This window comes from Sphingomonas sp. S2-65 (assembly GCF_021513175.1).
In the GTDB taxonomy this organism is placed as follows: domain Bacteria; phylum Pseudomonadota; class Alphaproteobacteria; order Sphingomonadales; family Sphingomonadaceae; genus Sphingomonas.
The window spans coordinates 2,476,636-2,498,786 of record NZ_CP090953.1 but is presented as its reverse complement, the minus strand read 5'-3'; the positions used below and the strand labels follow the sequence as shown (position 1 = coordinate 2,498,786).

Annotated in this window: 21 protein-coding genes; 13 read left to right on the top strand and 8 right to left on the bottom strand. The window is 66.3% G+C overall.

All coding sequences use genetic code 11. The annotated features are described in order from the left end of the window. Nucleotides 1-2 precede the first annotated feature (2 nt). The 6 genes from LZ586_RS11735 (at nucleotide 3) to LZ586_RS11710 (ending at nucleotide 6,470) form a co-directional block, all read left to right on the top strand. Nucleotides 3-401: a VOC family protein gene (locus LZ586_RS11735; protein WP_235076481.1), complete on the top strand. Its 399-nt coding sequence runs from the start codon at nucleotides 3-5 to the stop codon at nucleotides 399-401. A 357-nt stretch (nucleotides 402-758) separates the two neighbouring features. Further along, nucleotides 759-2,225, top strand: a complete 1,467-nt coding sequence (locus tag LZ586_RS11730; protein ID WP_235076480.1) for a S41 family peptidase — start codon at nucleotides 759-761, stop codon at nucleotides 2,223-2,225. A 96-nt stretch (nucleotides 2,226-2,321) separates the two neighbouring features. Next, the gene (gene crtY / locus LZ586_RS11725; protein ID WP_235076479.1) at nucleotides 2,322-3,482 is read left to right on the top strand and encodes a lycopene beta-cyclase CrtY; all 1,161 of its coding nucleotides are present in this window, start codon (nucleotides 2,322-2,324) and stop codon (nucleotides 3,480-3,482) included. Further along, on the top strand, nucleotides 3,479-4,957 hold the full coding sequence (locus tag LZ586_RS11720) for a phytoene desaturase (RefSeq protein WP_235076478.1): 1,479 nt from the start codon (nucleotides 3,479-3,481) through the stop codon (nucleotides 4,955-4,957). The genes crtY and LZ586_RS11720 overlap by 4 nt, the downstream gene beginning before the upstream one ends. After that, nucleotides 4,954-5,535 (top strand): TIGR00730 family Rossman fold protein, encoded by a 582-nt coding sequence (locus tag LZ586_RS11715; RefSeq protein WP_235076477.1) that lies wholly within the window; start codon nucleotides 4,954-4,956, stop codon nucleotides 5,533-5,535. Before LZ586_RS11720 ends, LZ586_RS11715 begins: the two co-directional genes overlap by 4 nt. Beyond that, nucleotides 5,532-6,470, top strand: a complete 939-nt coding sequence (locus LZ586_RS11710; protein ID WP_235076476.1) for a phytoene/squalene synthase family protein — start codon at nucleotides 5,532-5,534, stop codon at nucleotides 6,468-6,470. The genes LZ586_RS11715 and LZ586_RS11710 overlap by 4 nt, the downstream gene beginning before the upstream one ends. 3 nt (nucleotides 6,471-6,473) lie before the next feature. Here LZ586_RS11710 and LZ586_RS11705 read toward each other — a convergent pair whose 3' ends face one another. Further along, a complete protein-coding gene (locus tag LZ586_RS11705; RefSeq protein WP_235076475.1) occupies nucleotides 6,474-6,710 on the bottom strand; it encodes a hypothetical protein in 237 nt (78 codons plus the stop codon). A 94-nt stretch (nucleotides 6,711-6,804) separates the two neighbouring features. On the opposite strand from LZ586_RS11705, the gene LZ586_RS11700 reads away from it, so the two are divergent. Continuing rightward, the gene (locus LZ586_RS11700) at nucleotides 6,805-8,625 is read left to right on the top strand and encodes an ABCB family ABC transporter ATP-binding protein/permease (protein WP_235076474.1); all 1,821 of its coding nucleotides are present in this window, start codon (nucleotides 6,805-6,807) and stop codon (nucleotides 8,623-8,625) included. A 4-nt stretch (nucleotides 8,626-8,629) separates the two neighbouring features. Here LZ586_RS11700 and LZ586_RS11695 read toward each other — a convergent pair whose 3' ends face one another. After that, entirely contained in the window at nucleotides 8,630-8,902 is a 273-nt protein-coding gene (locus LZ586_RS11695; protein ID WP_235076473.1) for a GNAT family N-acetyltransferase, read from the bottom strand. Between the two features lie 81 nt (nucleotides 8,903-8,983). Here LZ586_RS11695 and LZ586_RS11690 point away from each other — a divergent pair, with 81 nt between their 5' ends. Then, a complete protein-coding gene (locus tag LZ586_RS11690; RefSeq protein ID WP_235076472.1) occupies nucleotides 8,984-9,967 on the top strand; it encodes an alpha/beta fold hydrolase in 984 nt (327 codons plus the stop codon). Here LZ586_RS11690 and LZ586_RS11685 read toward each other — a convergent pair. Beyond that, on the bottom strand, nucleotides 9,918-11,378 hold the full coding sequence (locus tag LZ586_RS11685) for an ATP-binding protein (protein ID WP_235076471.1): 1,461 nt from the start codon (nucleotides 11,376-11,378) through the stop codon (nucleotides 9,918-9,920). The two genes, LZ586_RS11690 and LZ586_RS11685, sit on opposite strands and share 50 nt — an antisense overlap. A gap of 126 nt (nucleotides 11,379-11,504) precedes the next feature. Here LZ586_RS11685 and recQ point away from each other — a divergent pair, with 126 nt between their 5' ends. Next, nucleotides 11,505-13,277, top strand: coding sequence for a DNA helicase RecQ (gene recQ / locus LZ586_RS11680; protein WP_235076470.1), 1,773 nt, complete (start codon nucleotides 11,505-11,507; stop codon nucleotides 13,275-13,277). Then, nucleotides 13,274-13,708, top strand: coding sequence for a TIGR01244 family sulfur transferase (locus tag LZ586_RS11675; RefSeq protein WP_235076469.1), 435 nt, complete (start codon nucleotides 13,274-13,276; stop codon nucleotides 13,706-13,708). The genes recQ and LZ586_RS11675 overlap by 4 nt, the downstream gene beginning before the upstream one ends. Nucleotides 13,709-13,839: 131 nt before the next feature. Here the strand turns inward: LZ586_RS11675 and LZ586_RS11670 are convergent, their stop codons facing one another. The 5 genes from LZ586_RS11670 to sucC all read right to left on the bottom strand — a co-directional run bounded on the left by LZ586_RS11670 (nucleotide 13,840) and on the right by sucC (nucleotide 18,781). Next, nucleotides 13,840-15,174: an ammonium transporter gene (locus LZ586_RS11670; protein ID WP_235076468.1), complete on the bottom strand. Its 1,335-nt coding sequence runs from the start codon at nucleotides 15,172-15,174 to the stop codon at nucleotides 13,840-13,842. A 14-nt stretch (nucleotides 15,175-15,188) separates the two neighbouring features. After that, nucleotides 15,189-15,527, bottom strand: coding sequence for a P-II family nitrogen regulator (locus LZ586_RS11665; protein WP_235076467.1), 339 nt, complete (start codon nucleotides 15,525-15,527; stop codon nucleotides 15,189-15,191). Nucleotides 15,528-15,752: 225 nt separating this feature from the next. Continuing rightward, complete coding sequence (locus tag LZ586_RS11660) at nucleotides 15,753-16,682, bottom strand: electron transfer flavoprotein subunit alpha/FixB family protein (RefSeq protein WP_235076466.1); 930 nt, start codon at nucleotides 16,680-16,682, stop codon at nucleotides 15,753-15,755. After that, nucleotides 16,679-17,431 carry an electron transfer flavoprotein subunit beta/FixA family protein gene (locus LZ586_RS11655; RefSeq protein WP_235076465.1) on the bottom strand — a complete coding sequence of 251 codons (753 nt, stop codon included), beginning with the start codon at nucleotides 17,429-17,431 and terminating at the stop codon, nucleotides 16,679-16,681. The genes LZ586_RS11660 and LZ586_RS11655 overlap by 4 nt, the downstream gene beginning before the upstream one ends. A gap of 150 nt (nucleotides 17,432-17,581) precedes the next feature. Continuing rightward, the gene (gene sucC / locus LZ586_RS11650) at nucleotides 17,582-18,781 is read right to left on the bottom strand and encodes an ADP-forming succinate--CoA ligase subunit beta (protein WP_235076464.1); all 1,200 of its coding nucleotides are present in this window, start codon (nucleotides 18,779-18,781) and stop codon (nucleotides 17,582-17,584) included. 204 nt (nucleotides 18,782-18,985) lie between these two features. On the opposite strand from sucC, the gene LZ586_RS11645 reads away from it, so the two are divergent. The 3 genes from LZ586_RS11645 to LZ586_RS11635 are packed head-to-tail and all read left to right on the top strand — an operon-like array spanning nucleotide 18,986 to nucleotide 22,123. Continuing rightward, complete coding sequence (locus LZ586_RS11645) at nucleotides 18,986-19,474, top strand: sterol desaturase family protein (protein WP_235076463.1); 489 nt, start codon at nucleotides 18,986-18,988, stop codon at nucleotides 19,472-19,474. 34 nt (nucleotides 19,475-19,508) lie between these two features. Then, the gene (msrB, locus tag LZ586_RS11640) at nucleotides 19,509-19,943 is read left to right on the top strand and encodes a peptide-methionine (R)-S-oxide reductase MsrB (protein WP_235076462.1); all 435 of its coding nucleotides are present in this window, start codon (nucleotides 19,509-19,511) and stop codon (nucleotides 19,941-19,943) included. Nucleotides 19,944-19,984: 41 nt separating this feature from the next. Beyond that, on the top strand, nucleotides 19,985-22,123 hold the full coding sequence (locus LZ586_RS11635; protein WP_235076461.1) for a transglycosylase domain-containing protein: 2,139 nt from the start codon (nucleotides 19,985-19,987) through the stop codon (nucleotides 22,121-22,123). Nucleotides 22,124-22,151 lie beyond the last annotated feature (28 nt).

Genomic DNA, 22,151 nt, shown 5'->3' with positions numbered 1-22,151 from the left:
CGGTGCCCCAGCTCGCCCACATCACCCTGATCGTCCGCGACTATGACGAAGCGCTCGCCTTCTACGTCGGCAAGCTCGGCTTCACCCCCATCGAGGACACACTGGTGCCCGAGCAGGGCAAGCGCTGGGTCACCATCCGCCCGCCGCACGCGCCGGAGAACGCCACCACCCTCCTCCTTGCCCGCGCCGCCACGCCCGAACAGCACGCCGCCATCGGCAACCAGGCCGCCGGCCGCGTTTTCCTGTTTCTCGACACCGATGACTTTGATCGCGACTTCGCCGCCTATACGCAAGCCGGCGTCCGCTTCGTGCGACCGCCCGCCGTTCAACCCTATGGCAAGGTCGCGGTGTTCGAGGATCTGTACGGCAATCGCTGGGACCTGATCGGGCATAGCGCCTAGCGCGCATGCATGCGCCCTCCCCCTCGATCCGCACCGCGTAAATCACGCTTTCAAAATAGGATTTCGCCTGATCTACTCTGGCGCATGGGCAGACACTCGCATTCCCGCACCTTCGCACGCGCATGTCGCAACGCGCCGCTCAACCAACCTTTTGGTTGGCTGACGCTTTCCGATTCTGGCCGGGCAGGCGCTCGCATGCGGCTATTTCCCAACGCGACCAAGGAGATAAGCGCAGACCCGTGAAGTTGAGCGCCAGGCGTTTGGACCGCAACTTCCTCAACTTCACGACACACATTTACAAGCGGCTTTCCCCTTGCGCGCATCGCCAAGCTAGGTCAGCCTCCGCCACACAAGGACTTGAAGTCAAAGGAAGAACGCGTGGTCAAGCATAGCCGATTCGGAGCGCTTCTCTCGGCCGTGGCGCTGTTGTCCGCGTGCGGCGGCGGTGGCGGCAGCGGCAATGTCGCGGTGGGCGGCGGCACCGGCGGGGGCGGCACCACCGGCGGCAGCCCCACCCCGACGCCGACCGCGGGCTGCACACTGCGCGACCGCCAGAACTGGGCGTTCTCGGTGCTCAAGGAATGGTATCTGTTCCCCGAAACGCTGCCCGCGAGCCTCGACCCTTCAGGCTATGCGACGCTCGAATCCTATGTCGACGCGCTCACCGCCACCGCGCGCGGGCAGAACAAGGACCGCTACTTCACTTACGTGACCTCGATCGCGCAGGAGAATGCCTATTACAGCACCGGGTCGAGCGCGGGCTTCGGCTTCCGCTTGTCCTATGACACCAATGGCGGGCGCGTGTTCGTGGCGGAAAGCTTCGAGGGCGCACCGGCGCTCGCCGCGGGGATCGATCGCGGCGCCGAGATCCTGGCGGTCTCCGGCCAGCCGGTGTCGACGCTGCTCGCCAATGGCGGGCCACAGGCAGTGGTCAACGCGTTCGGCCCCGACACCGCCGGCACGTCGCGCGTGCTGCGTATCCAGGACAGCGCCGGCGCCCGCGACATAACCGTCGCCAAGGCCGACTACACACTGACGCCGGTATCGAGCCGCTATGGCGTGAAGATCCTCGACAATGGCGGCCAGCGGGTCGGCTATGTCAATCTGCGCACCTTCATCGACACCGCCGACCCCGCGTTGCGCGCGGCCTTTGCCCAGTTCCGTGCGCAGGGCATCACCAATGTGATCGTCGATCTGCGCTACAATGGCGGCGGGCTGGTCTCGATCGCCGAGCTGATGGGCGATCTGCTGGGCGCCAATCGCACCAGCTCGGACGTGTTCAGCTTCACGACCTTCCGCCCCGAGAAATCGAGCTTCAACGACGTCGATTATTTCGCGCCGCAGCCGCAATCGATCGCGCCGACCCGCGTCGCGTTCATCGGCACCGGCGGCACCGCCTCGGCCAGCGAGCTGACGATCAACGGCATGCTGCCCTATCTGCGCGCGAACGAGGCGCTGGTCGGCGGCAACACCTATGGCAAGCCGGTCGGCCAGATCGCAGTCGACAAGACCGCCTGTGACGATCGGGTGCGGGTGATCGCCTTCGCCACCGAAAACCGCGACCACCAGGGCGCTTATTATGACGGGCTCGCCAGCAAGATGGACGTCACCTGCCGCGCCGCCGACGACCTGAGCCGGCCGATGGGCGACCCCGCCGAGGCCTCGACCAGAGTCGCGCTCGACTTCCTCGCCGGGCGCAGCTGCACCCCGATTCTGGGCGCCGCCGCCCAGCTGCGTTCGCTCAGCGCGAGCAGCGCGGCGCGCGAGCCGCTGATGCCTGATCGGCCGAGCACCGTGCAGCGCGAGGTACCGGGCGCGTTCTGATCGCCGCCGGGCCTCCGCGACGAGCCGTTGCGGGGAAAGGGCGGGCGAACGGGCTTTTTGTTGGATCGTACCAACCGCTTGGGCTAGGCGCGGCCCATGTCGGCAAGGATCAGTTGTGACGTCGCGGTGGTTGGCGGCGGCCTTGCGGGAGGGCTGATCGCGCTGGCGCTCCGCCGCAGGCGACCGGATTGCGACGTGCGGGTGATCGAGAGCTCGGCGCGGCTGGGGGGCAACCATCTCTGGTCGTTCTTCGCCTCCGACATCGATCCCGCGCACAGCTGGCTGGTCGCGCCGCTGATCGGGCATGGCTGGGCCGGCTATGACGTCGCGTTTCCGGGGCATTCGCGGTCGCTGCGGGCGCGCTATTACTCGATCGAGTCGCGCCATTTCGACCGGGTGCTGCGCCGCACCCTGCCGCGCGAGGCACTGCTGCTGGGCCGTGAAGTGACGACGGTGACGCCGACCAGCGTCCAGCTTGCCGGCGGAGGGCTGGTGGAAGCGCGCGGCGTGATCGATTGCCGCGGCGCCGCGGATCTGTCGACGCTCGAGCTCGGCTGGCAGAAGTTCCTCGGCTGCGAATTGGAGCTGACGGAGCCGCACGCGGTGGCGCATCCGGTGGTGATGGATGCGACGGTGCCGCAGCTCGACGGCTACCGCTTCGTCTACACGCTTCCGTTCACGCCGACCCGACTGTTCGTGGAGGATACCTATTACAGCGACACCGCCGATATCGACACTCCCGCGCTGCGCGAGCGCATCGCCCTGCACGCCGCGCGCCAGGGTTGGCAGGTCGAGCGGGTGGTGCGCGAGGAAGCCGGCGCGCTGCCGGTGGTGATGGGCGGCGATTTCGATGCCTATTGGCGCAGCGGCGGCGAGGGTGTGGCCAAGGCTGGCGTCCGCGCCGGGCTGTTCCATCCGCTCACCAGCTATTCGCTGCCCGACGCGGTGCGCACCGCCGCGCTGATCGCCGACACGGCCTCGCTGGAGGGCGCGGCGCTGCACGAGCTCCTGCATGGCTACGCCCGGCGAACGTGGCGCGCGCGCGGTTTCTACCGCATGCTCAGCCGGATGCTGTTCAAGGCCGCCGATCCCGAAGCGCGATACAAGGTGCTCGAACGCTTCTATCGGCTGGACGCAGGCCTCATAGCCCGCTTCTATGCCGGACAGTCGACTGTGTGGGACCGGGTGCGGGTCCTGAGCGGAAAGCCGCCGGTACCGATCGGACGCGCGGTCCAAGCCTTGCGGGGAAGAACATGAAGCGGGTTGCAATCATTGGCGCAGGGTTTGGCGGGCTTGCGCTCGCGATCCGGCTGCAGTCGGCCGGCGTCGATACCGTCATCCTGGAGGCCCGCGACAAGCCGGGCGGCCGCGCTTATTATTGGGAACGCGACGGCTTCACTTTCGACGGTGGTCCCACCGTGATCACCGCGCCCGATGCGCTGGCCGAGCTGTGGCGCCTGTCCGGGCACGACATCGCCGAAGACGTGACGCTGCTGCCGATTTCCCCCTTCTATCGCCTCTCCTGGCCCGACGGTACGATGTTCGACTATTCGAACGACGATGCGCAGCTGGCGGCGGAGATCGCCCGGCTCAACCCGGACGATGTGGCGGGATACCGCAAGTTCCTGCGCTACTCGGAGGAGGTGTACCGCGAGGGCTATGTAAAGCTGGGCCATGTCGCGTTCCTCGACTTCAGCGCGATGGTGAAGGCGGCGCCGGCACTGATGAAGGCGCAGGCCTGGCGCTCGGTCTATTCGATGGTCTCCAGCTACGTGAAGAACGAGAAGCTGCGCGAGGCGCTGTCGTTCCACACGCTGCTGGTCGGCGGAAATCCGATGGCGACCAGCGCGATCTACGCGCTGATCCACAAGCTGGAGCGTGACGGCGGCGTCTGGTTCGCCAAGGGCGGCACCAACCAGCTCGTCGCGGGCATGGTGCGGCACTTCGAGCGGCTGGGCGGCGTGCTCCGCTTGAACGATCCTGTCGCGGCGATCGACACGCTGGGCGACCGAGTCACCGGCGTACGCACCGAAGGCGGGTTCGAGCTGCCGGTCGATGCGGTAGCCAGCAACGCCGAGGTGGTGCACAGCTACCGGCACCTGCTCAAGGACTCGCGCAGTGCCCAGCGCACCGCGGCGCGGCTGGAGCGCAAGCGCTTCTCGCCATCGCTGTTTGTGGTCCATTTCGGGGTGCGTGGCGCTTGCCCCGAGGTGCCGCATCACTCGATCCTGTTCGGCCCGCGTTACAAGGGGCTGCTCGACGACATCTACAAGCACGGGGTGCTGAGCGAGGATTTCTCGCTGTATCTCCATCACCCGACCGCCACCGATTCCAGCATGGCGCCGGAGGGTCACTCGACCTTCTACGCGCTGGCGCCCGTGCCGCATCTGGGCAAGTTCCCGGCTAACTGGGACGAGGTCGGACCGGTGCTGGAGGAGCGTATTCTCGCCGAAATCGAGCGCCGGCTGATCCCCGGTCTGCGCGATCGCATCGTCACCAAATTCTCTTACGCCCCGCCCGATTTCGAGCGCGACCTGCGCTCCCATCTCGGCTCCGGTTTCAGCCTCGAGCCGGTGCTGACCCAGAGCGCCTGGTTCCGCGTCCACAATCGCGACGAGGCGATCTCGAACCTGTATTTCGTCGGCGCCGGCACGCACCCGGGAGCCGGCATCCCCGGCGTGGTCGGCAGCGCCAAGGCTACGGCGGCACTGATGCTGGAAGGAAATCGATGAAGCGCGTCGCGGTTTATTGCGGATCGGCCACCCCGGCCGATCCGGTCTACATCGAGTCCGCACGCATGGTTGGCCGCAGCCTGGCGGAGCGCGGCATCGGCGTCGTGTATGGCGGCGGCAAGCTGGGATTAATGGGCGCCGTGGCCGACAGCGCACTGGAAGCCGGGGGCAAAGTCATCGGGGTGATCCCGACAGCATTGGTCAATGCCGAAGTCGCGCATCGCAACCTGAGCGAGCTCCATGTCGTCGACACGATGCACGAACGGAAGGCGCGCTTTACCGAGCTTTCAGACGGGTTCCTCACCATCCCGGGCGGCACCGGGACGATGGACGAATTGTGGGAGGCAATGAGCTGGGCGCAGCTTGGCTATCATGCCAAGCCGGTCGCGCTGCTCAATGTCGCCGGCTTCTACGACGGTTTGTTGGAATTCGTGGCGAAGATGGGCAGCGTCGGCTTCCTGCGCCCGCAGCACCAGGGCATCCTGCTCGCCGACGATGATCTCGATCGGCTGCTCGAAAAAATGCGCGGCTTCGAACCTACCACGCCGATCATCCACATGAAGCGCGACGACCTGTGACCCCGGGCCGCGACGCGATCGTCGCGACCGCGGGGGAGTCGATCGGACGCGGCTCGAAGAGCTTCGCGGCGGCCAGCCGGCTATTCGACCGCGCGACGCGTGAGCGTGCCTGGCTGCTCTATGCGTGGTGCCGGGCGTGCGACGATCTGGCCGACGGGCAGGATCATGGCCATGGCATGAGCGCGGTGGCCGATCCTGCCGAGCGGCTGGCGGCGATCCGCATCCGCACCGAAGCAGCCCTGGCAGGGCAGTGGGTAGGCGACGCGGCGTTCGATGCGTTGCGGATCGTCGTCGCCGAGACGAACATGCCGCACCGCTTCGTCCACGATCTTGTCGACGGGTTCGCACTCGATGCGGAGGACTGGCGACCGCGCAGCGAAGACGACCTCTACCGCTATTGCTATCACGTCGCCGGCGCGGTCGGGTGCATGATGGCGGTAATAATGGGCGTTTCACCTGACGACGACGCGGTACTCGACCGCGCCTGCGACCTGGGCATGGCGTTCCAGCTCTCGAACATCGCCCGCGACATCGAAGAGGACGACCAGGTCGGCCGGTGCTACCTGCCGGTCGAGTGGCTGGTAGAGATGGACATTCCGTCGGGGCAGCACATGAAGCCGCCCTTCCGTTCGCGGCTGACGGTGCTCGCTCAAAGGCTGGCCGAGCGCGCGCAGGCGTTCGAGCAAAGCGCGCGGGGCGGGACTCCCGCCCTCTCCTTCCGGTCGGCCTGGGCCGTGCTCGCCGCCGCCGGTATCTATGGCGACATCGCTCGCAAGGTCGCCGTACGCGGCGAGCATGCCTGGGATCACCGGGTCACGACGTCGTCGGCCGAGAAGCTGGGTTGGATCGTCCGTGCCTATGGACAGGCGCGTGCACGTACGAGCCTCTATGGAAACGTCGCTCGCCCTGACGATCTCTGGACGCGCCCGCGTTGAGGCTCAGCCGCCATTCTGGCGGCGATTGCTTTCGTTGCGGGCATATTGCGGCCCATCGCGGCGACAAGTCGCGCTGATTACCGGAAAGGAAAGATCGGCGTTGCGCTGAAGTGCGACCGGCATCGCCTCCTGGCATGCCGCTACCGAAGTGTAGCGCACCGGCTCCACGCGCGCCTGCTGACAAAGCCCCGCATCGTCGCCGCAGCCCATGATCGCCAAGACGTAGAAGATCTGGTCCATTGCACGTTCCTTCCGATCATTAGAACGAAGCGAAGTCCGGCCCGTTCCGACGAAACGTTGCGCGACGGCGCTCGAGCCCCCAAATCCAGGGTTAATGCCTCCCCTGAATCAAACCTCCGCGCCCGAGCGGCCCTTGCTCGGCACCATGAAGCGTTTCTTGCCCTATCTGTGGCCGCGCAACGCCACCGAATTGCGCGTGCGGATCGTCGTCGCGCTGGTGCTCGTGCTGATCTCCAAACTGGTGCAGGTCTATGGCGCGCCGTTCGCACTTCAGGGCGCGATCGACCATATGGCCGATGGATCGCGTGACGCGCTCTGGCTCGTGATCGCGCTGGTCGCCGGCTATGCCGCGGCGCGGCTGGGCGCAGTCATCTTCGACAATCTTCGCAATGCGGTGTTCGAAAAGGTCGGTCAGGACGCGTCGCGCCGTTTGGCGTCGGACGTGTTCCGCCACCTCCACCAATTGTCTTTGCGCTTCCACCTGGAGCGGCGCACCGGAGCGATCACCAAGGTGGTCGAGCGCGGCACCAAGAGCATCGATACGATGCTGTATTTCCTGCTGTTCAACATCGCCCCGACGATCCTGGAACTTGGGCTGGTGCTAGGCATCTTCGGCACGCGGTTCGGCATGTGGCTGGTTATCGGCACCTCAGTGATGGTGGTCGTCTATATCGCCTTCACCCGCTGGGTGACCGACTGGCGTTCGAAGCTGCGCGAACAGATGAACGACCTGGATACCGGCGCGGTCGCGCACGCGGTCGACTCGCTGCTCAACTTCGAGACGGTGAAATACTTCAACGCCGAAGCGCGCGAGGCGCAGCGCTACGACCGGGCGATGGCGGCGTACATGAACGCGGCGGTGACGTCGGAGAACTCGCTGGCCTGGCTGAACATCGGCCAGGCCGTGATAACCAACCTGATGTTGGGAGGCGGCATGGCGCTGATCGTGTTCGGCTGGAGCTCGGGCCGATTCAGCGCCGGCGACGTCGTGCTGGTATCGACGCTGCTTAGCCAGTTGTTCCGTCCGCTCGACATGCTGGGCTGGGTGTATCGCACGATACGCCAGGGTGTGATCGACATGGGCGCTATGTTCGACCTGATCGATACGCCAGCCGAAGTGACCGATGCTGTGGACGCGCAGCCCCTGCGCGTGGCGCGAGGCCACATTCGCTTCGAAGATGTCGCTTTCGGCTATGATCCCGACCGCCAGATCCTGAAGGGCATCGACCTCGATATCCCGGCGGGTGCGACCGTCGCAGTGGTCGGGCCTTCGGGCGCAGGCAAGTCCACGCTCGCCCGGCTGATGTACCGCTTCTACGATGTCACCGGCGGGCGGATCACGATCGACGGTCAGGATGTGCGCGAGGTGACCCAGCAGTCGCTTCGCTCGGCGATCGGCATCGTTCCGCAGGATACCGTGCTGTTCAACGACACGATCGGCTACAACATCGCCTATGGTCGCGAGGACGCGACATCGGAGGACATCGCCGATGCCGCACGCGGCGCAGCCATTGCAGGGTTCATCCAGGCGCTGCCGGAAGGATTCGACACTCGGGTCGGCGAGCGCGGGCTGAAGCTTTCGGGCGGCGAGAAGCAGCGCGTCGCGATCGCACGCACTTTAGTGAAAAATCCGCCGATCCTGATCCTGGACGAGGCAACCAGTGCGCTCGACAGCCGTACCGAGGCGGATATCCAGGCGACGCTGGAAGCGATCGAGCGCGGACGCACGACCATTGTGATCGCGCACCGGCTTTCCACGGTCGTTCATGCCGACCGGATCGTCGTGCTCGAAAGCGGCCGGATCGTCGAGCAGGGCACCCACGCCGAGCTGATGCGGCGCGGCGGCCTGTATGCCGAAATGTGGACTCGCCAGGCGCGGGAGCGCGAAGAAGGTGAAAACCTGGCCGCCGAATAAGCGGTCAGGCGCGCAGATCGCCCCATTGGGGATGCTGGGCGATATAGCCGGCGACGAAGGTGCAGAGCGGCCGCACCCTGCCCCCGGCGGCCCGGACCTGGCTCAGCGCGCCTTCGACCAAGCGTGAGCCGACGCCCTGCCCCCGCAATTCCGTGGGCGCGACCGTATGGGTAAACACCACGATGTCGCCATCCTTGTCGTACGCGGCGAAGGCGGTGTGCCCATCGACTTCGAGTTCGAAACGCTGTTCTTCTTTATTGTCGATCACGTTCGTCATCGGGCACCTTTGCTTGCTGGCGCGTTGCTGCTGAAGAACCCCTAGTGCTTCCAGGCGCGTGGCGGAAGGTTGATGCGAACGATGCTGTTACCTCTTGGGATCGCGGCGGTGGCGGGCACCGGGCTCGCCAGCTGGTCGGCTTATGCCGGGCGCAAGGCCGAGGAACTGGTGCCGCCCGACGGCCAGTTCATCGACGTGCCCGGCGCGCGGCTGCATTATGTCGATCTGGGACCAAAGGACGCGCCTGTGCTGGTGATGGTGCACGGGCTGATGGGGCAGTTGCGCAACTTCTCGCACTCGCTGACCGAGCGCCTCACGACCGACTACAGAGTCATCTTGGTGGACCGTCCCGGGTGGGGTCACTCCGCACTGGATGGGCCACGGCCCGGCATCACGGCCCAGGCCAAGATGCTGGCGGCGCTGATCGAGCAGCTCTCGCTTCATAAGCCTCTGGTCGTGGGCCATTCACTTGGGGGCGCCGTCGCCCTGGCGCTTGGGCTCGACCAGCCTGATCTGGTGCGCGGGCTGGCGCTGATCGCTCCGCTAAGCCAGCGCGTCGAGCGCGTTCCCAGGCCCTTTCTGGGGCTGCTCGCGCCGCCGCCGGTTCGTGGCGCCATCGCCTGGCTGCTCGCAGTTCCCGCCGGTACCCTCAGCAGCGCCAAGACCGCCCAGGCTGTATTCGCGCCCGATCCAGTGCCCGCTGATTTCGCCACACGCGGCGGTGGCGCACTGGCGCTGCGGCCGAAAAGCTATCTGGCCGGGTCGTTCGAGCTGCTGCAGGCGTCACCGGAAATGTCGAAGCTGCAGGCCCGCTACGCCGATCTGCAGCTACCGGTGGCGATCCTGTTCGGGCGCCAAGACCAGGTGCTCGATCCCAAGCTGAACGGTGAGAAGACCACCCGCGAGATCCGCGGCGCTTCGCTGACGCTGATCGATGGCGGGCACATGCTGCCAGTGACGCATGCGGCCGCCACCGAAGCTTGGCTGCGCAATCTGCCGGTCTCACCGGAACGCTTCAGTTCGATTCGGAAGGCTGCGTCGTCCAGCCAAGCCGAGGGATCGTGATCGATCGTTTTCCGGCTAGATCGATCCGCGTGACGAACAATTCGCGGCTTTCGATATATTGCAGCAGCCGGCGGACCCGACCGAGCGAGCTGGTCCCATAGGTCGCGGCGATTTGAGTGTCGCTGGGGCACGGCTCCCCCTCGCGCGCAGCACGGGCGACCAGCAGGAAGGGACCCAGCATATCGTCGGGAAGAGCCTTTGCCGCCTCAAGCGCTTGCGCCCAGTCCGCGTCGGGATCGCCGTGGATGCCCGCCCGGGCGGCGGACAGGCGGCGCGTAAAGGCTGAAATATCCAGTGGCGGGCGGGCGAGCCCGACCATCCGGCAGCGGACCAGGAAGTCCTGGTAGAGCACCGAAGGCGAGCGGAACGCGGATTCGGCGTCCGATACGATCGCCCGCAGCACGTCGGTCACATGACCTTCGGCTTCTTCCGGCTCCATGTCCGGGGTAGTCTCGGCGACAGAGGGCACCGACCGCGCCAGCGCCTGGAGCAGGGTTTCGGAGCGCGCCTGGGCGGGCACCGCTGGTGCGGATGGCTCGGGCGGAGACCAGCTGGGCTCGGCGGGGGCGAGCAACAGCTCCTTCATGTCCTCGCTCGCCGGCTGGGGCAGCGGGGTAAGCTTGGGACTGGAGCTGCGCGCGGAGGTTTCCACCGTGCCGATGCGGATCGCTACGGGGCGGCGCGCGACGGCAGGGCCCAGCGCAAGGAAGGTGCCGCGCTGCAGGTCGCGGATCGCCTCGGCCTGGCGGCGTTCCATGCCGAGCAAATCGGCGGCGCGGGCCATGTCGATGTCGAGAAAGGTACGGCCCATCAGGAAATTGGACGCCTCGGCAGCGACGTTCTTGGCAAGCTTGGCGAGGCGCTGGGTGGCGATGACGCCGGCGAGGCCGCGCTTGCGGCCGCGGCACATCAGGTTAGTCATCGCCGACAACGAGGCACGACGGACATCCTCGGCGACTTCGCCGCCGCCGGCGGGTGCGAACAACTGCGCTTCGTCGACGACGACCAGAGCCGGGTACCAATGCTCGCGCGGCGCATCGAACATGCCGTTGAGAAAGGCTGCGGCGCATTTCATCTGGCCTTCCGCCTCCAGCCCTTCGAGGCTTAAGACGACGGAGGCGCGGTGTTCGCGGATACGCGCGGCGAAGCGGGCGACGTCTCGTTCGCTATGTTCGGCGGCTTCGATGGAGAGGTGGCCGTAGCGGTCGCTCAGCGTGACGAAATCACCTTCGGGGTCGATGATGACCTGCTGAACGTGTCCGGCACTCTTTTCGAGCAGGCGGCGCAGGAGATGCGACTTGCCGGATCCCGAATTGCCTTGAACCAGAAGACGGGTGGCGAGGAGTTCCTCAAGGTCCATGCCAACGGACGCCCCGCCCTGGTCTACCCCCATGTCCACGCTTACCGTCATTATCCGCTGCTTTGGCGGGCGCGGCGCGCAGCGGCAAGGGCACTGCGGCGAAAAGCTGTGAGTGCCCGCTGCCGACACCCAAGCGGCGCCTCGACAGCATCGCTGCGCAGCCCTAGTTCATGCCCGATGGCCGATCCGCTCGATATTCTACGTTCCACCTTCGGCTTTCCAGGGTTCCGCGGGGTCCAGGAGCAGGTGGTCGGGCGTGTCATGCGGGGTGCCAACACGCTGGCGGTAATGCCCACCGGGGCGGGCAAGTCGCTCTGCTATCAGGTGCCGTCGCTGGCGCTCGAGGGAACGTGCGTCGTCGTCTCGCCCTTGATCGCGCTGATGCACGACCAGCTGCGCGCGGCGGAAGCGGTCGGTATCCGCGCCGCCACGCTGACCAGCGTCGACGAAAATCGCGAGGAGACGATCCAGCGCTTTCGCGCGGGCGCCCTCGACCTCCTCTATGTCGCACCCGAGCGTGCCTCGAGCGAGTATTTCCGCAATCTGTTGGGGCAGGCGCGCCTGTCGCTGTTCGCGATCGACGAGGCGCATTGCGTTTCCGAATGGGGGCATGATTTCCGCCCCGACTATCGCCTGCTGCGGCCGCTGCTCGACCGGTTCGAAGGTGTGCCACGGCTGGCGCTGACCGCGACCGCCGACGCCCACACCCGCGCCGACATCTGCGAGCAGCTCGGCATCCCGCACGAGGGCATGATCGTCGCCGGGTTCGACCGCCCCAACATCCGCTACACGATCGCGCCGCGCGAGAACACGACGCGCCAGGTCATGGACGTGATGGCCGACAATCCCGGCCCTGGCATCGTCTACGCCCAGACCCGCGCCGGCGTGGAGAAGCTGGCAGAGAAGCTGGCGGAAACCGGACGCTCCGTTCTCGCTTATCATGCCGGGCTCGACGCGCAGGTAAGGCGACGCAACCAAGCCGCGTTCGTGGCTTCCGAGGACATGGTCATGGTCGCCACCGTCGCGTTCGGCATGGGGATCGACAAACCCGACGTGCGCTTCGTCGCGCATGCCGGGCTGCCCAAGTCGATCGAGGGTTACTACCAGGAGACCGGCCGGGCCGGGCGCGACGGCGATCCCGCGGTCGCTCACCTGTTCTGGGGCGCCGACGATTTCGCCCGGGCGCGCCAGCGGATCGGCGAAGTGGAGCCTGGGCGGCAGCCGGGCGAGCGCGCGCGCCTGACGGCGCTGGGCGCCTTGGTCGAGACCGCCGAGTGCCGGCGCCGGATCCTGCTGCGACACTTCGGCGAAGAGAACACGCCGGAGCAGTGCGGCAATTGCGACAATTGCCTGTTGCCGCCCGCAGCCGTGGACGCGGGCGTGGTCGCGCAGAAGTTCTTGTCGGCCGTGTTCCGCACCGGGATGATGTTCGGCACCGGCTATATCGAAAGCATCCTGCTGGGCCAGTCGAGCGAACGGAGCCTGATGAACGGACACGAGAAACTCTCCGTGTTCGGCATCGTCGATGGCGAGGAGGCGGCCCTGCTCAAACCGGTATCGCGCGCGCTGCTGCTGCGCGACGCGCTGCGCACGAACGCGCATGGTGGGCTGGAGTTCGGGCCGGCCGCCAAACCCATCCTGAAGGGCGAGGCCGGGCTGAAGCTGGTGGTGCCGCCCAAGCGCGAGCGCCGGTCGAAGCGCGGAGCGGCCGGTGGCGGGGCCAATCCGGTCGGCCATCCGCTGTTCGAGGCGCTGCGGGCCAAGCGGCGCGAGATCGCGCAGGAGACCGGGCTGCCGCCCTATGTGATCTTCCATGATTCAGTGTTGCGCGACATGGCGATGAGCCAGCCGGGAAGCCTGGCGGAGCTGGGCCGCATCTCCGGCGTTGGCGCGCGCAAGCTCGAAGCCTATGGTTCGGCCTTTCTGCAAGTGATCCGGGAGGCGGCATGATCCGCAAGATCGACGACGAGATTTCGGTGGCGCCCCAGATTTCGCCGGAGGAGGTGCCTGCCCTCGCGCAGGCCGGGTTCACGGCGATCATCAACAATCGCCCCGACGGCGAGGAGTTGAGCCAGCCTGCGGGCGATGCGATCCGCCAGGCAGCGGAAGCGGCGGGGCTTGCCTATTCGGAAATCCCGGTGACGCATGCCGGCTTTTCGGCGGCGCAGGTCGAGGCGATGGCCGAAGCGCTGGAGCAGGCGAAGGGGCCGGTGCTGGCCTATTGCCGGTCGGGGACACGGTCGTGCAACCTCTGGGCGCTGGCGCAGGCGAGCCGCGGGGGCGATCCCGACGCGCTGACTGCCAAGGCGGCGGGCGCAGGCTACGACATCGAGGGTATCCGGCCGCTGCTGGACGTCTTGGCGGGCAGCGCGACTATCTAGTTGACGCCAAACGCAGTCTTCAAATCCAACAAAAAAAGGGCCGGTGGCGTAAACCACCGGCCCAGTATGTCCGCAGGAGGAACCTCAGGTGGGACGCCGCGCGGCAGGAGATGCGCGGCGCCCCGAACTCGTCAGTAGTTGTAGGCGCGCTCGCCATGCTCGCCGAGATCAAGGCCTTCGACCTCGACCTGGGGCGCGACACGGCCGCCGGTGACTGCCTTGGCTACGAAATAGGCGATGGCGGTGCCGACTCCGGCCCAGACGATGGTGGTGACCACCGCTTCGATCTGAACCAGCAGCTTGGCACCCATGTCGTAATCGGCCGCGCCGGGGCCACCCAGCGAGGGGGCGTAGACCACCGCCGTGCCGATCGCGCCGACCATGCCGCCGATGCCGTGGATGCCGAACGCGTCGAGCGAGTCGTCATAGCCAAGCTTGGGCTTCACCACCGTCACGAACACGAAGCAGACGATCGACGCGATGGCGCCGAGCACGATCGCGCCGAACGGACCCGAATTGCCCGCCGCCGGAGTGACCGCGACCAGCCCGGCGATGATACCCGAGCAGAAGCCGAGCGCCGAACCCTTGTGACCCGAGAAACGCTCGGCGAGCATCCAGAAGAGGCCTGCCGACGCGGTTGCGACGAAGGTGTTGATCATCGCCAGCGCGGCCGAGCCGTTGGCTTCGAGCGCAGAGCCCGCGTTGAACCCGAACCAGCCCACCCAGAGCAGCCCGGTGCCGACCATGGTGAGCGTCAGGCTGTGCGGCGCCATGCGCTCGGTCGGATAGCCGAGCCGCTTGCCCAGGAGCAGCGCCAGCACCAGCGCCGACACGCCGGCATTGATGTGCACCACCGTGCCGCCGGCGAAATCAAGCGCGCCCATCTTGAAGAACAGGCCGCTGGCGGCCCAGACCATGTGCGCGATCGGGAAATAGACGATCGTCAGCCACACCAGCGCGAAGACCATCACCGCGGAGAACTTGATGCGCTCGACCACCGAGCCCAGCACCAGTGCGATCGTGATCGCGGCGAAGGTCATCTGGAAGCTGATGAACACATATTCCGGGATTTCGACGCCGGCGGTGAAGGTCGCCGCCTGCGACGCCGGTGTCACGCCCTTGAGGAAGAGCTTGTCGAAGTTGGAAATGACGTTGCTGAGGCCGGAGGTGTAGTCGGGACCAAAGGCCATCGTGTAGCCCCACATGACCCACACCAGCATGGCGAGCGCGGCGACGGCGCCGATCTGGGTCATCACCGACAGCATGTTCTTGGTGCGGGCAAGGCCGCCATAGAACAGCGCCAGGCCCGGCAGGATCATCATCAGGACCAGGATGGTCGAGGTCATCATCCAGGCGGTGTCGCCCTTGTCGACGGTCGCGGCCGGCGCGGCGTCCTGCGCCCAGGCCGGCAGCGCCGCGAACAGGGCGAGCCCCGCCCCGGCGGCCAATTTGGTCGATAGCTTCATGGTGCCCCCCTTCCTCACAACGCGGTCTCGTTCATCTCACCGGTGCGGATCCGCACCGCCTGCCCCAGATCGAGCACGAAGATCTTGCCGTCGCCGATCGCGCCGGTGCTGGCCGCCGCCTGGATCGCCTCGACAGCCCGGTCGGAAAGGTCCGCCGCGACAGCGACTTCGATCTTGATCTTGGGCACCATGTTGGTGCTGTACTCGGCACCCCGATAGATCTCGGTCTGGCCCTTTTGCCGGCCGAAGCCCTTGACCTCGGTGACGGTCATGCCGGTGACGCCAACCCCCGTTAGCGCCTCCCGCACCTCGTCCAGCTTGAACGGTTTTATGATGGCGATGATGAGCTTCACTTCGCCCCCCTTGCTTTTGTCCCGGCGAACACGTCGCAAGGAGTGTGCCAGTTCGGGCGGGAGGTGCGTCAGGCGGCGAGCGCCGCATGCAGTGGGATATCGACGCGTCAATTTCGCGCAGATGCGAAGGGTTGCCTAAAAATGTGGCAGGTCAGCGATCTGTGCGAGCCATAAAGAAAGGGCGCCTCTTTCGAGACGCCCTCCCCCTTTTCGTGCGGCCGAACCTCAGAGCTTCTCGGTCAGCTCTGGGATGATCTTGAAGAGATCGCCGACCAGGCCGATGTCGGCGACCTGGAAGATCGGCGCATCCTCGTCCTTGTTGATGGCGATGATGGTCTTGGAGTCCTTCATGCCGGCAAGGTGCTGGATCGCGCCGGAGATGCCGACCGCGACATAGACTTCCGGAGCGACGATCTTGCCGGTCTGGCCGACCTGATAGTCGTTGGGGACATACCCCGCATCGACCGCGGCGCGCGAGGCGCCCACCGCCGCACCGAGCTTGTCGGCCAGCGGCTCGATCAGCGCGTGGAAGTTCTCCGAATTGCCGAGCGCACGGCCGCCCGAGACGATGATCTTGGCGCTGGTCAGCTCGGGGCGGGCATTCTCGGCGATTTCCGACCCGACGAAGCTCGACAAGGCCTTGTCGCCTTCGCCCGACACGGTTTCGACGCTGGCGGAACCGCCCTCGCCTGCCGCCTTCTCGAACGCGGTGCCGCGCACGGTGATCACCAGCTTCTTGTCGCTGGTCTGGACGGTGGCGATGGCGTTGCCGGCATAGATCGGCCGGGTGAAGGTGTCCGCGCCCTCGACCGAGAGGATGTCGGAGATCTGCATCACGTCGAGCAAAGCGGCAACGCGCGGGGCGACGTTCTTGCCGGTGGTGGTCGACGGGAACAGCACCGCGTCATAACCCTGCATCAGCGTGGCGACGAGCGGCGCGACGTTTTCGGCGAGGGCATGCTCATAGGCTGCGTCGTCGGCGAGCAGCACCTTGCCGGCGCCAGCGATCTTGGCGGCGGCATCGGCGACGCCCTGCGCGCCGCTGCCGGCGACGAGCAGATCGACATCGCCCAGCTTCGATGCGGCGGTTACGGTGGCGAGCGTCGCGTCCTTGACGCTCTTATTGTCGTGTTCGACCCAGACGAGCGTCTTCACTTGGCGACTCCCATACCCTTGAGGCGTTCCACCAGCTCGTCGACCGAGCCGACCTTGACGCCGGCCTGGCGCTTGCCGGGTTCGGCGACCTTGAGCGTCTTGAGGCGCGGCGTGACGTCCACGCCGTAATCGGCAACGGTCTTCTTCGCGACCGGCTTCGACTTGGCCTTCATGATGTTGGGCAACGTGGCGTAGCGCGGCTCGTTGAGGCGCAGATCGGTGGTGACGATCGCCGGGATCTTGAGGTCCACGGTCTCCAACCCGCCATCGACTTCGCGCGTGACATGGACACGCTCGCCATTCACTTCGACCTTGGACGCGAACGTCCCTTGCGGCCAGCCTAGAAGCGCCGCCAGCATCTGGCCGGTCTGATTGGCATCGTCGTCGATCGCCTGCTTGCCGAGGATCACCAGACCAGGCTGCTCTTCCTCAACGACCTTGGCGAGCAGTTTGGCCACGCCGAGCGGCTCAACTTCGTCCTCGGCGGCGATCAGGATCGCACGGTCTGCGCCCATCGCGCGTGCCGTGAGCAGCACGTCGGTTTCGGCCTTGGGAACCCCGATGGTGACCACGACGACTTCGGTGACGGTGCCCTTCTCCTTCAGCCGGACCGCCTCTTCGATGGCGATCTCGTCGAACGGATTGAGGCTCATCTTCAGATTGGCGAGGTCGATCCCCGACCCGTCCGCTTTCACGCGGGGCTTTACGTTATAGTCAAGCACGCGCTTGACCGGCACGAGTACCTTCATCAGCTCATCTCCTCGGCGGCAATGTCGTTACCGCTTACGTTAACGTCAAGCGGCAAAACGCAAGACCAACGTGTGAGCCGCCCGCTATATCGTCGAAAAAGAAAAGGGGCGCGGAAGCCTTTCGGTTCCCGCGCCCCCTTTCGGATCGAATCAGGCCGCCTTCTGGACTTCGGCGACGATCTTCTTGGCGGCGTCGCCCAGGTCGTTCGCGGGAACGATGGCGAGGCCGGAATTGGCGAGGATTTCCTTGCCCTGCGCGACGTTGGTGCCTTCGAGGCGGACCACCAGGGGAACCTGCAGGTTCACTTCCTTGGCGGCCGCGACGATGCCCTCCGCGATGATGTCGCAGCGCATGATGCCGCCGAAGATGTTGACCAGGATGCCCTTAACGTTCGGATCCTTGAGGATGATCTTGAACGCAGCGGTGACCTTTTCCTTGCTGGCGCCGCCGCCGACGTCGAGGAAGTTGGCCGGGAACATGCCGTTGAGCTTGATGATGTCCATCGTCGCCATCGCCAGGCCCGCGCCGTTGACCATGCAGCCGATGTCGCCGTCGAGCTTGATGTACGCCAGGTCGTACTTCGATGCTTCGAGCTCGGCGGGATCTTCCTCGGTCTCGTCGCGCAGCTCGGCGATGTCCTTGTGGCGGAACATCGCATTGCCGTCGAACGCCACCTTGGCGTCGAGGACCAGCAAATTGCCCTGCTCGGTCAGCGCCAGCGGATTGACTTCGATCTGCTCGGCGTCGGTTTCCAGGAACGCGTTGTAGAGCGACTGCGCGACCTTGGTCGCCTGCTTGGCGAGGTCGCCGGTCAGGCCGAGCGCGCCGGCGACGGCGCGGCCATGGTGCGGCTGGAAGCCGGTCGCGGGATCGACCGCGAAGGTGTGGATCTTCTCAGGCGTCGAGTGGGCGACTTCCTCGATGTCCATGCCGCCCTCGGTCGAGACGACGAAGGCGATACGGCCGGTGGCGCGATCGACCAGGAGCGCGAGGTAGAACTCCTTGGCGATGTCGGCGCCGTCGGTGATGTACAGGCGGTTGACCTGCTTGCCGGCGTCGCCGGTCTGGATCGTCACCAGCGTGTTGCCGAGCATGTCGGTGGCGTGGGCGCGCACCTCATCCAGGGTGAAGGCGAGGCGGACGCCGCCCTTGGCCTCGGGCGACAGCTCCTTGAACTTGCCCTTGCCGCGGCCGCCGGCATGGATCTGCGACTTCACGACGTAGAGCGGCCCGGGGAGCTGCTTGGCGGCCTCGACGGCCTCTTCGACCGTGAACGCGGCGTGGCCGGCGGCGATCGGCGCGCCGAACTTGGCCAGGAGTTCCTTGGCCTGATATTCGTGGATGTTCATGGGAGCACGCCCCTTCATCATTGACGGATCGGGAAAAACTGCCTTTGCCCAAAGCACAGTGAGGCGGAGGAATCCACCCCTATTCGGCTTAAGCGCGGGTGCGAATTAGTTGCAATAAGCGCTGATGGCCTCTCAGTTCTCGTCGCTCGGCTATTCTGTTCGCTGGGGCATGACGGAAGGGGAGGCCGCGCCTATATTCAGGCGATGACCCCGCTTGCCGGAATCCTGCTGTTCGTCGCCACCGTCGCCGGGATGGAGGCGTTCGCCTATGGCGCGCACCGCTGGATCATGCACGGGCCGGGCTGGTTTCTGCACAAGAGCCACCATGAGCCGCGCTCGGGCAATTTCGAGCTGAACGATCTCTACGCCGCCATCTTCGCGGTTCCGTCCTTCGTCCTGCTGCTCGGTGGCGTGCAGCTCGGCTGGTGGCCGGGATACGCCTGGATCGGCGCCGGGATCGCCGCTTATGGCGCGATCTATTTCGGGTTTCACGACATCATCGTGCACAAGCGGCTGACGCACCGCTACATCCCGCGCTCGCGCTACATGAAGCGGATCGTCCAGGCGCACCGGCTGCATCACGCGATCCACGGCAAGCATGGCACGGTCAGCTTCGGATTCCTGTGGGCGCCGCAGCCGGCCAGGCTGAAGCAGCAGCTCAAGTTGATGCGGATCAAGGCGAAGGCGGATTGACGCGCGGGCACCCGCACCACACATGATCACCCCTATGGAACAGCTGAACCTGTCCGAGTCCGAGTGGCGCAAGCGCCTGACTCCGGAACAATATCATGTCCTTCGCGAAGCCGGCACCGAGCGGCCGTTCGCGGGCCGCTACAACGACAACAAGGCCGACGGGATCTACCGCTGCGCGGCGTGCCAGCTCGACTTGTTCGACAGCGTCGACAAGTACGATTCCGGCTCGGGCTGGCCGAGCTTCACGCAGCCGATCGCCGAGGACCATGTCGTCGAGCATGCCGACAACAGCCACGGCATGCGCCGGGTCGAGGCACGCTGCGCGCGCTGTGACGGGCATCTCGGTCACGTCTTCCCCGACGGCCCGCCGCCGACCGGTCTGCGCTATTGCATGAATTCGGTGTCGCTCGACTTCCGTTCACGTGGCGGCAACGCAAATGGCGTTAATGCGGAGCCTCCCAGCGCCTGATCCTTGTGGGCCGGCGGAATAGAGCTTAATCCACCCCGCCAATGGCCTCCAAATCTCCTGCAAAGCCGCGTCCGTCCTGGTGGCGCCGCGCATCCTTCTGGAAGCGGTTCGTCCTGTGGAGCCTGGGAGGCGCGGTCGCGCTCGGGTTGCTGGCGGTCGTCGCGTTGCTGATCGCGGTCTACACGACTCGGTCTTCGCTGCCGAGCTATGACGAGCTGAAGTCTTCGCCGAACGGCCAGATGATCCGGGTCCACGCCGCCGACGGCACCGTGCTGGTGTCGCTCGGGCCGAGCTATGGCGAGTGGATCCCCTACGACCAGATCCCGGCGGTGATGAAGGACGCCATTGTCGCGGTGGAGGATCGCCGTTTCGAAAGCCATTGGGGCGTCGACCCGCTCGGCCTCGCCCGCGCGGTGCGCGTCGCCTATCTCAACCGCGGCTCGGGCCGGCGGCTGCAGGGCGCGTCGACGATCACCCAGCAGGTGGCGCGCACGATCTTCCTGTCGAACAAATATGATTTCGGCCGCAAGATGCGCGAAGCGGTGATCGCGCTGGCGATGGAGCGCAAGTTCAGCAAGGACCAGATCCTCGAGCTGTACCTCAACAAGGTCTATTTCGGCGGCGGCGCCTACGGCATCGACGCGGCGAGCCGCAAGTTCTTCGGCCACTCCGCGAACGATCTGAGCCTGGCGGAGGCCGCCGTGGTCGCGGGCCTGGTCAAGGCGCCGTCGCATTACTCGCCCACCGCAGATGCCGAAGCCGCCGTCGAGCGCGCCAGCGTCGTGCTCGACGTGATGGCCGAGACCGGCAAGATCAGCGCGGCGGAAGCCCGCAGCGTCGACCCGCGCTCGGTCAAGCTCGCGCCCGAGCCCAAGCAGAACAGCGTCCGCTATTTCACCGACTGGGCGCTGCCCCAGCTCGAAGTGCTAATCGACGAGAGCGAAGCACCGCTGGAGGTTTGGACGACGCTCGACCTGGGCATGCAGCGCGCCGCCGACGAGGCGATCCGCCGCAACGCCCCCGAAGGCGCGCAAGGCGCGCTGGTCAGCCTGGACCGCGACGGCGCGGTGCGGGCGATGGTGGGCGGCAAAGACTATGTCTCGTCGATCTACAACCGCGCGACGCAGGCGACCCGCCAGCCGGGATCGGCGTGGAAACTGTTCGTCTATCTCGCCGCGCTGGAAGCCGGGCACAAGGTCGACGATGTCGTCGTCGACGAGCCGGTGACGATTGGCGGCTGGAGCCCGCGCAACAGTTCGGGCCGCAACAGCGGGCAGATCTCGCTGCGCACGGCGTTCGCCTATTCAATCAACACGATCGCGGCGAAGCTTGGCCAGGAAGTCGGCTTCGGTACCGTCGCCGACATGGCACGCCGCTTCGGCATTACCACGCCGATCAACACCCAGCCGGCGATGGTGCTCGGCACCTCCAACGTCCGCCTGCTCGACCTGACCCGCGCCTATGCCTCGGTCGCGCAGAAAGGGATTGCAGTGACGCCTTACGGCATCACCCGCGTGACTGCGAACGGGCAAGTGATCTACCAGCACCAGGTGGATACCAGCCATGTGCTGGTCGCCCCCTATGTCGCAGCGCAGATGACCGACCTGCTCCAGACCGCGGTGGCCACCGGCACCGGACGGGCGGCGCAGATCGGGCGGCCGGTCGCGGGCAAGACCGGCACCACCACGTCGAACAAGGACGGCTGGTTCATGGGCTTCTCCAGCGGGCTGACCACCGGCGTGTGGATGGGCCGCGACGATGCCCGGCCGATTGGCGGGCTTCAGGGCGGCACCGCCCCGGCTCGCGCCTTTGCCAGCTTCATGACCAAGGCCGTCGCCAACCGTCCGGTGGAGCAGTTCGAGACCAAGGTGACCCTGCCCGAATGGCAGCTCGAGCCCGAGGACAACGCTTATTATGCCGAGCCCGACAACGGCGTGTTCGTCGATGCGGACGGCAACCCGGTGGAGCCACAGGAGCAGGGAACGACGCCGGCCCAGCCGGTCGAAGAGGAACAGGGCGACCGCATCGACGAGGATTGGATCGACCGGATGACGGGCCGCCCGGCGACTCCGCAGCCGGTGCCGCAGCGTGGCCCGATCCGCACGCCAGCGCCGGATGCGCCGCAGCGTTCGGGCGTGGTGCCGCGCGAGCGTCCCGCCCCGGCCGACGAGGAATACTGAGCTCCGCGCTATCCTCCCCCGCATGGCG

What these genes read in the sequence shown, in the direction of transcription:
- LZ586_RS11655 (WP_235076465.1), bottom strand. Translation starts at nt 17,431, where the DNA reads ATGAAGGTACTCGTGCCGGTCAAGCGCGTGCTTGACTATAACGTAAAG.
- LZ586_RS11635 (WP_235076461.1), top strand. Translation starts at nt 19,985, where the DNA reads ATGGCCTCCAAATCTCCTGCAAAGCCGCGTCCGTCCTGGTGGCGCCGC.
- LZ586_RS11715 (WP_235076477.1), top strand. Translation starts at nt 4,954, where the DNA reads ATGAAGCGCGTCGCGGTTTATTGCGGATCGGCCACCCCGGCCGATCCG.
- LZ586_RS11685 (WP_235076471.1), bottom strand. Translation starts at nt 11,378, where the DNA reads ATGACGGTAAGCGTGGACATGGGGGTAGACCAGGGCGGGGCGTCCGTT.
- LZ586_RS11720 (WP_235076478.1), top strand. Translation starts at nt 3,479, where the DNA reads ATGAAGCGGGTTGCAATCATTGGCGCAGGGTTTGGCGGGCTTGCGCTC.
- sucC (WP_235076464.1), bottom strand. Translation starts at nt 18,781, where the DNA reads ATGAACATCCACGAATATCAGGCCAAGGAACTCCTGGCCAAGTTCGGC.
- crtY (WP_235076479.1), top strand. Translation starts at nt 2,322, where the DNA reads ATGTCGGCAAGGATCAGTTGTGACGTCGCGGTGGTTGGCGGCGGCCTT.
- LZ586_RS11695 (WP_235076473.1), bottom strand. Translation starts at nt 8,902, where the DNA reads ATGACGAACGTGATCGACAATAAAGAAGAACAGCGTTTCGAACTCGAA.
- LZ586_RS11705 (WP_235076475.1), bottom strand. Translation starts at nt 6,710, where the DNA reads ATGGACCAGATCTTCTACGTCTTGGCGATCATGGGCTGCGGCGACGAT.
- msrB (WP_235076462.1), top strand. Translation starts at nt 19,509, where the DNA reads ATGGAACAGCTGAACCTGTCCGAGTCCGAGTGGCGCAAGCGCCTGACT.
- LZ586_RS11675 (WP_235076469.1), top strand. Translation starts at nt 13,274, where the DNA reads ATGATCCGCAAGATCGACGACGAGATTTCGGTGGCGCCCCAGATTTCG.
- LZ586_RS11700 (WP_235076474.1), top strand. Translation starts at nt 6,805, where the DNA reads ATGCCTCCCCTGAATCAAACCTCCGCGCCCGAGCGGCCCTTGCTCGGC.
- recQ (WP_235076470.1), top strand. Translation starts at nt 11,505, where the DNA reads ATGGCCGATCCGCTCGATATTCTACGTTCCACCTTCGGCTTTCCAGGG.
- LZ586_RS11670 (WP_235076468.1), bottom strand. Translation starts at nt 15,174, where the DNA reads ATGAAGCTATCGACCAAATTGGCCGCCGGGGCGGGGCTCGCCCTGTTC.
- LZ586_RS11690 (WP_235076472.1), top strand. Translation starts at nt 8,984, where the DNA reads ATGCTGTTACCTCTTGGGATCGCGGCGGTGGCGGGCACCGGGCTCGCC.
- LZ586_RS11645 (WP_235076463.1), top strand. Translation starts at nt 18,986, where the DNA reads ATGACCCCGCTTGCCGGAATCCTGCTGTTCGTCGCCACCGTCGCCGGG.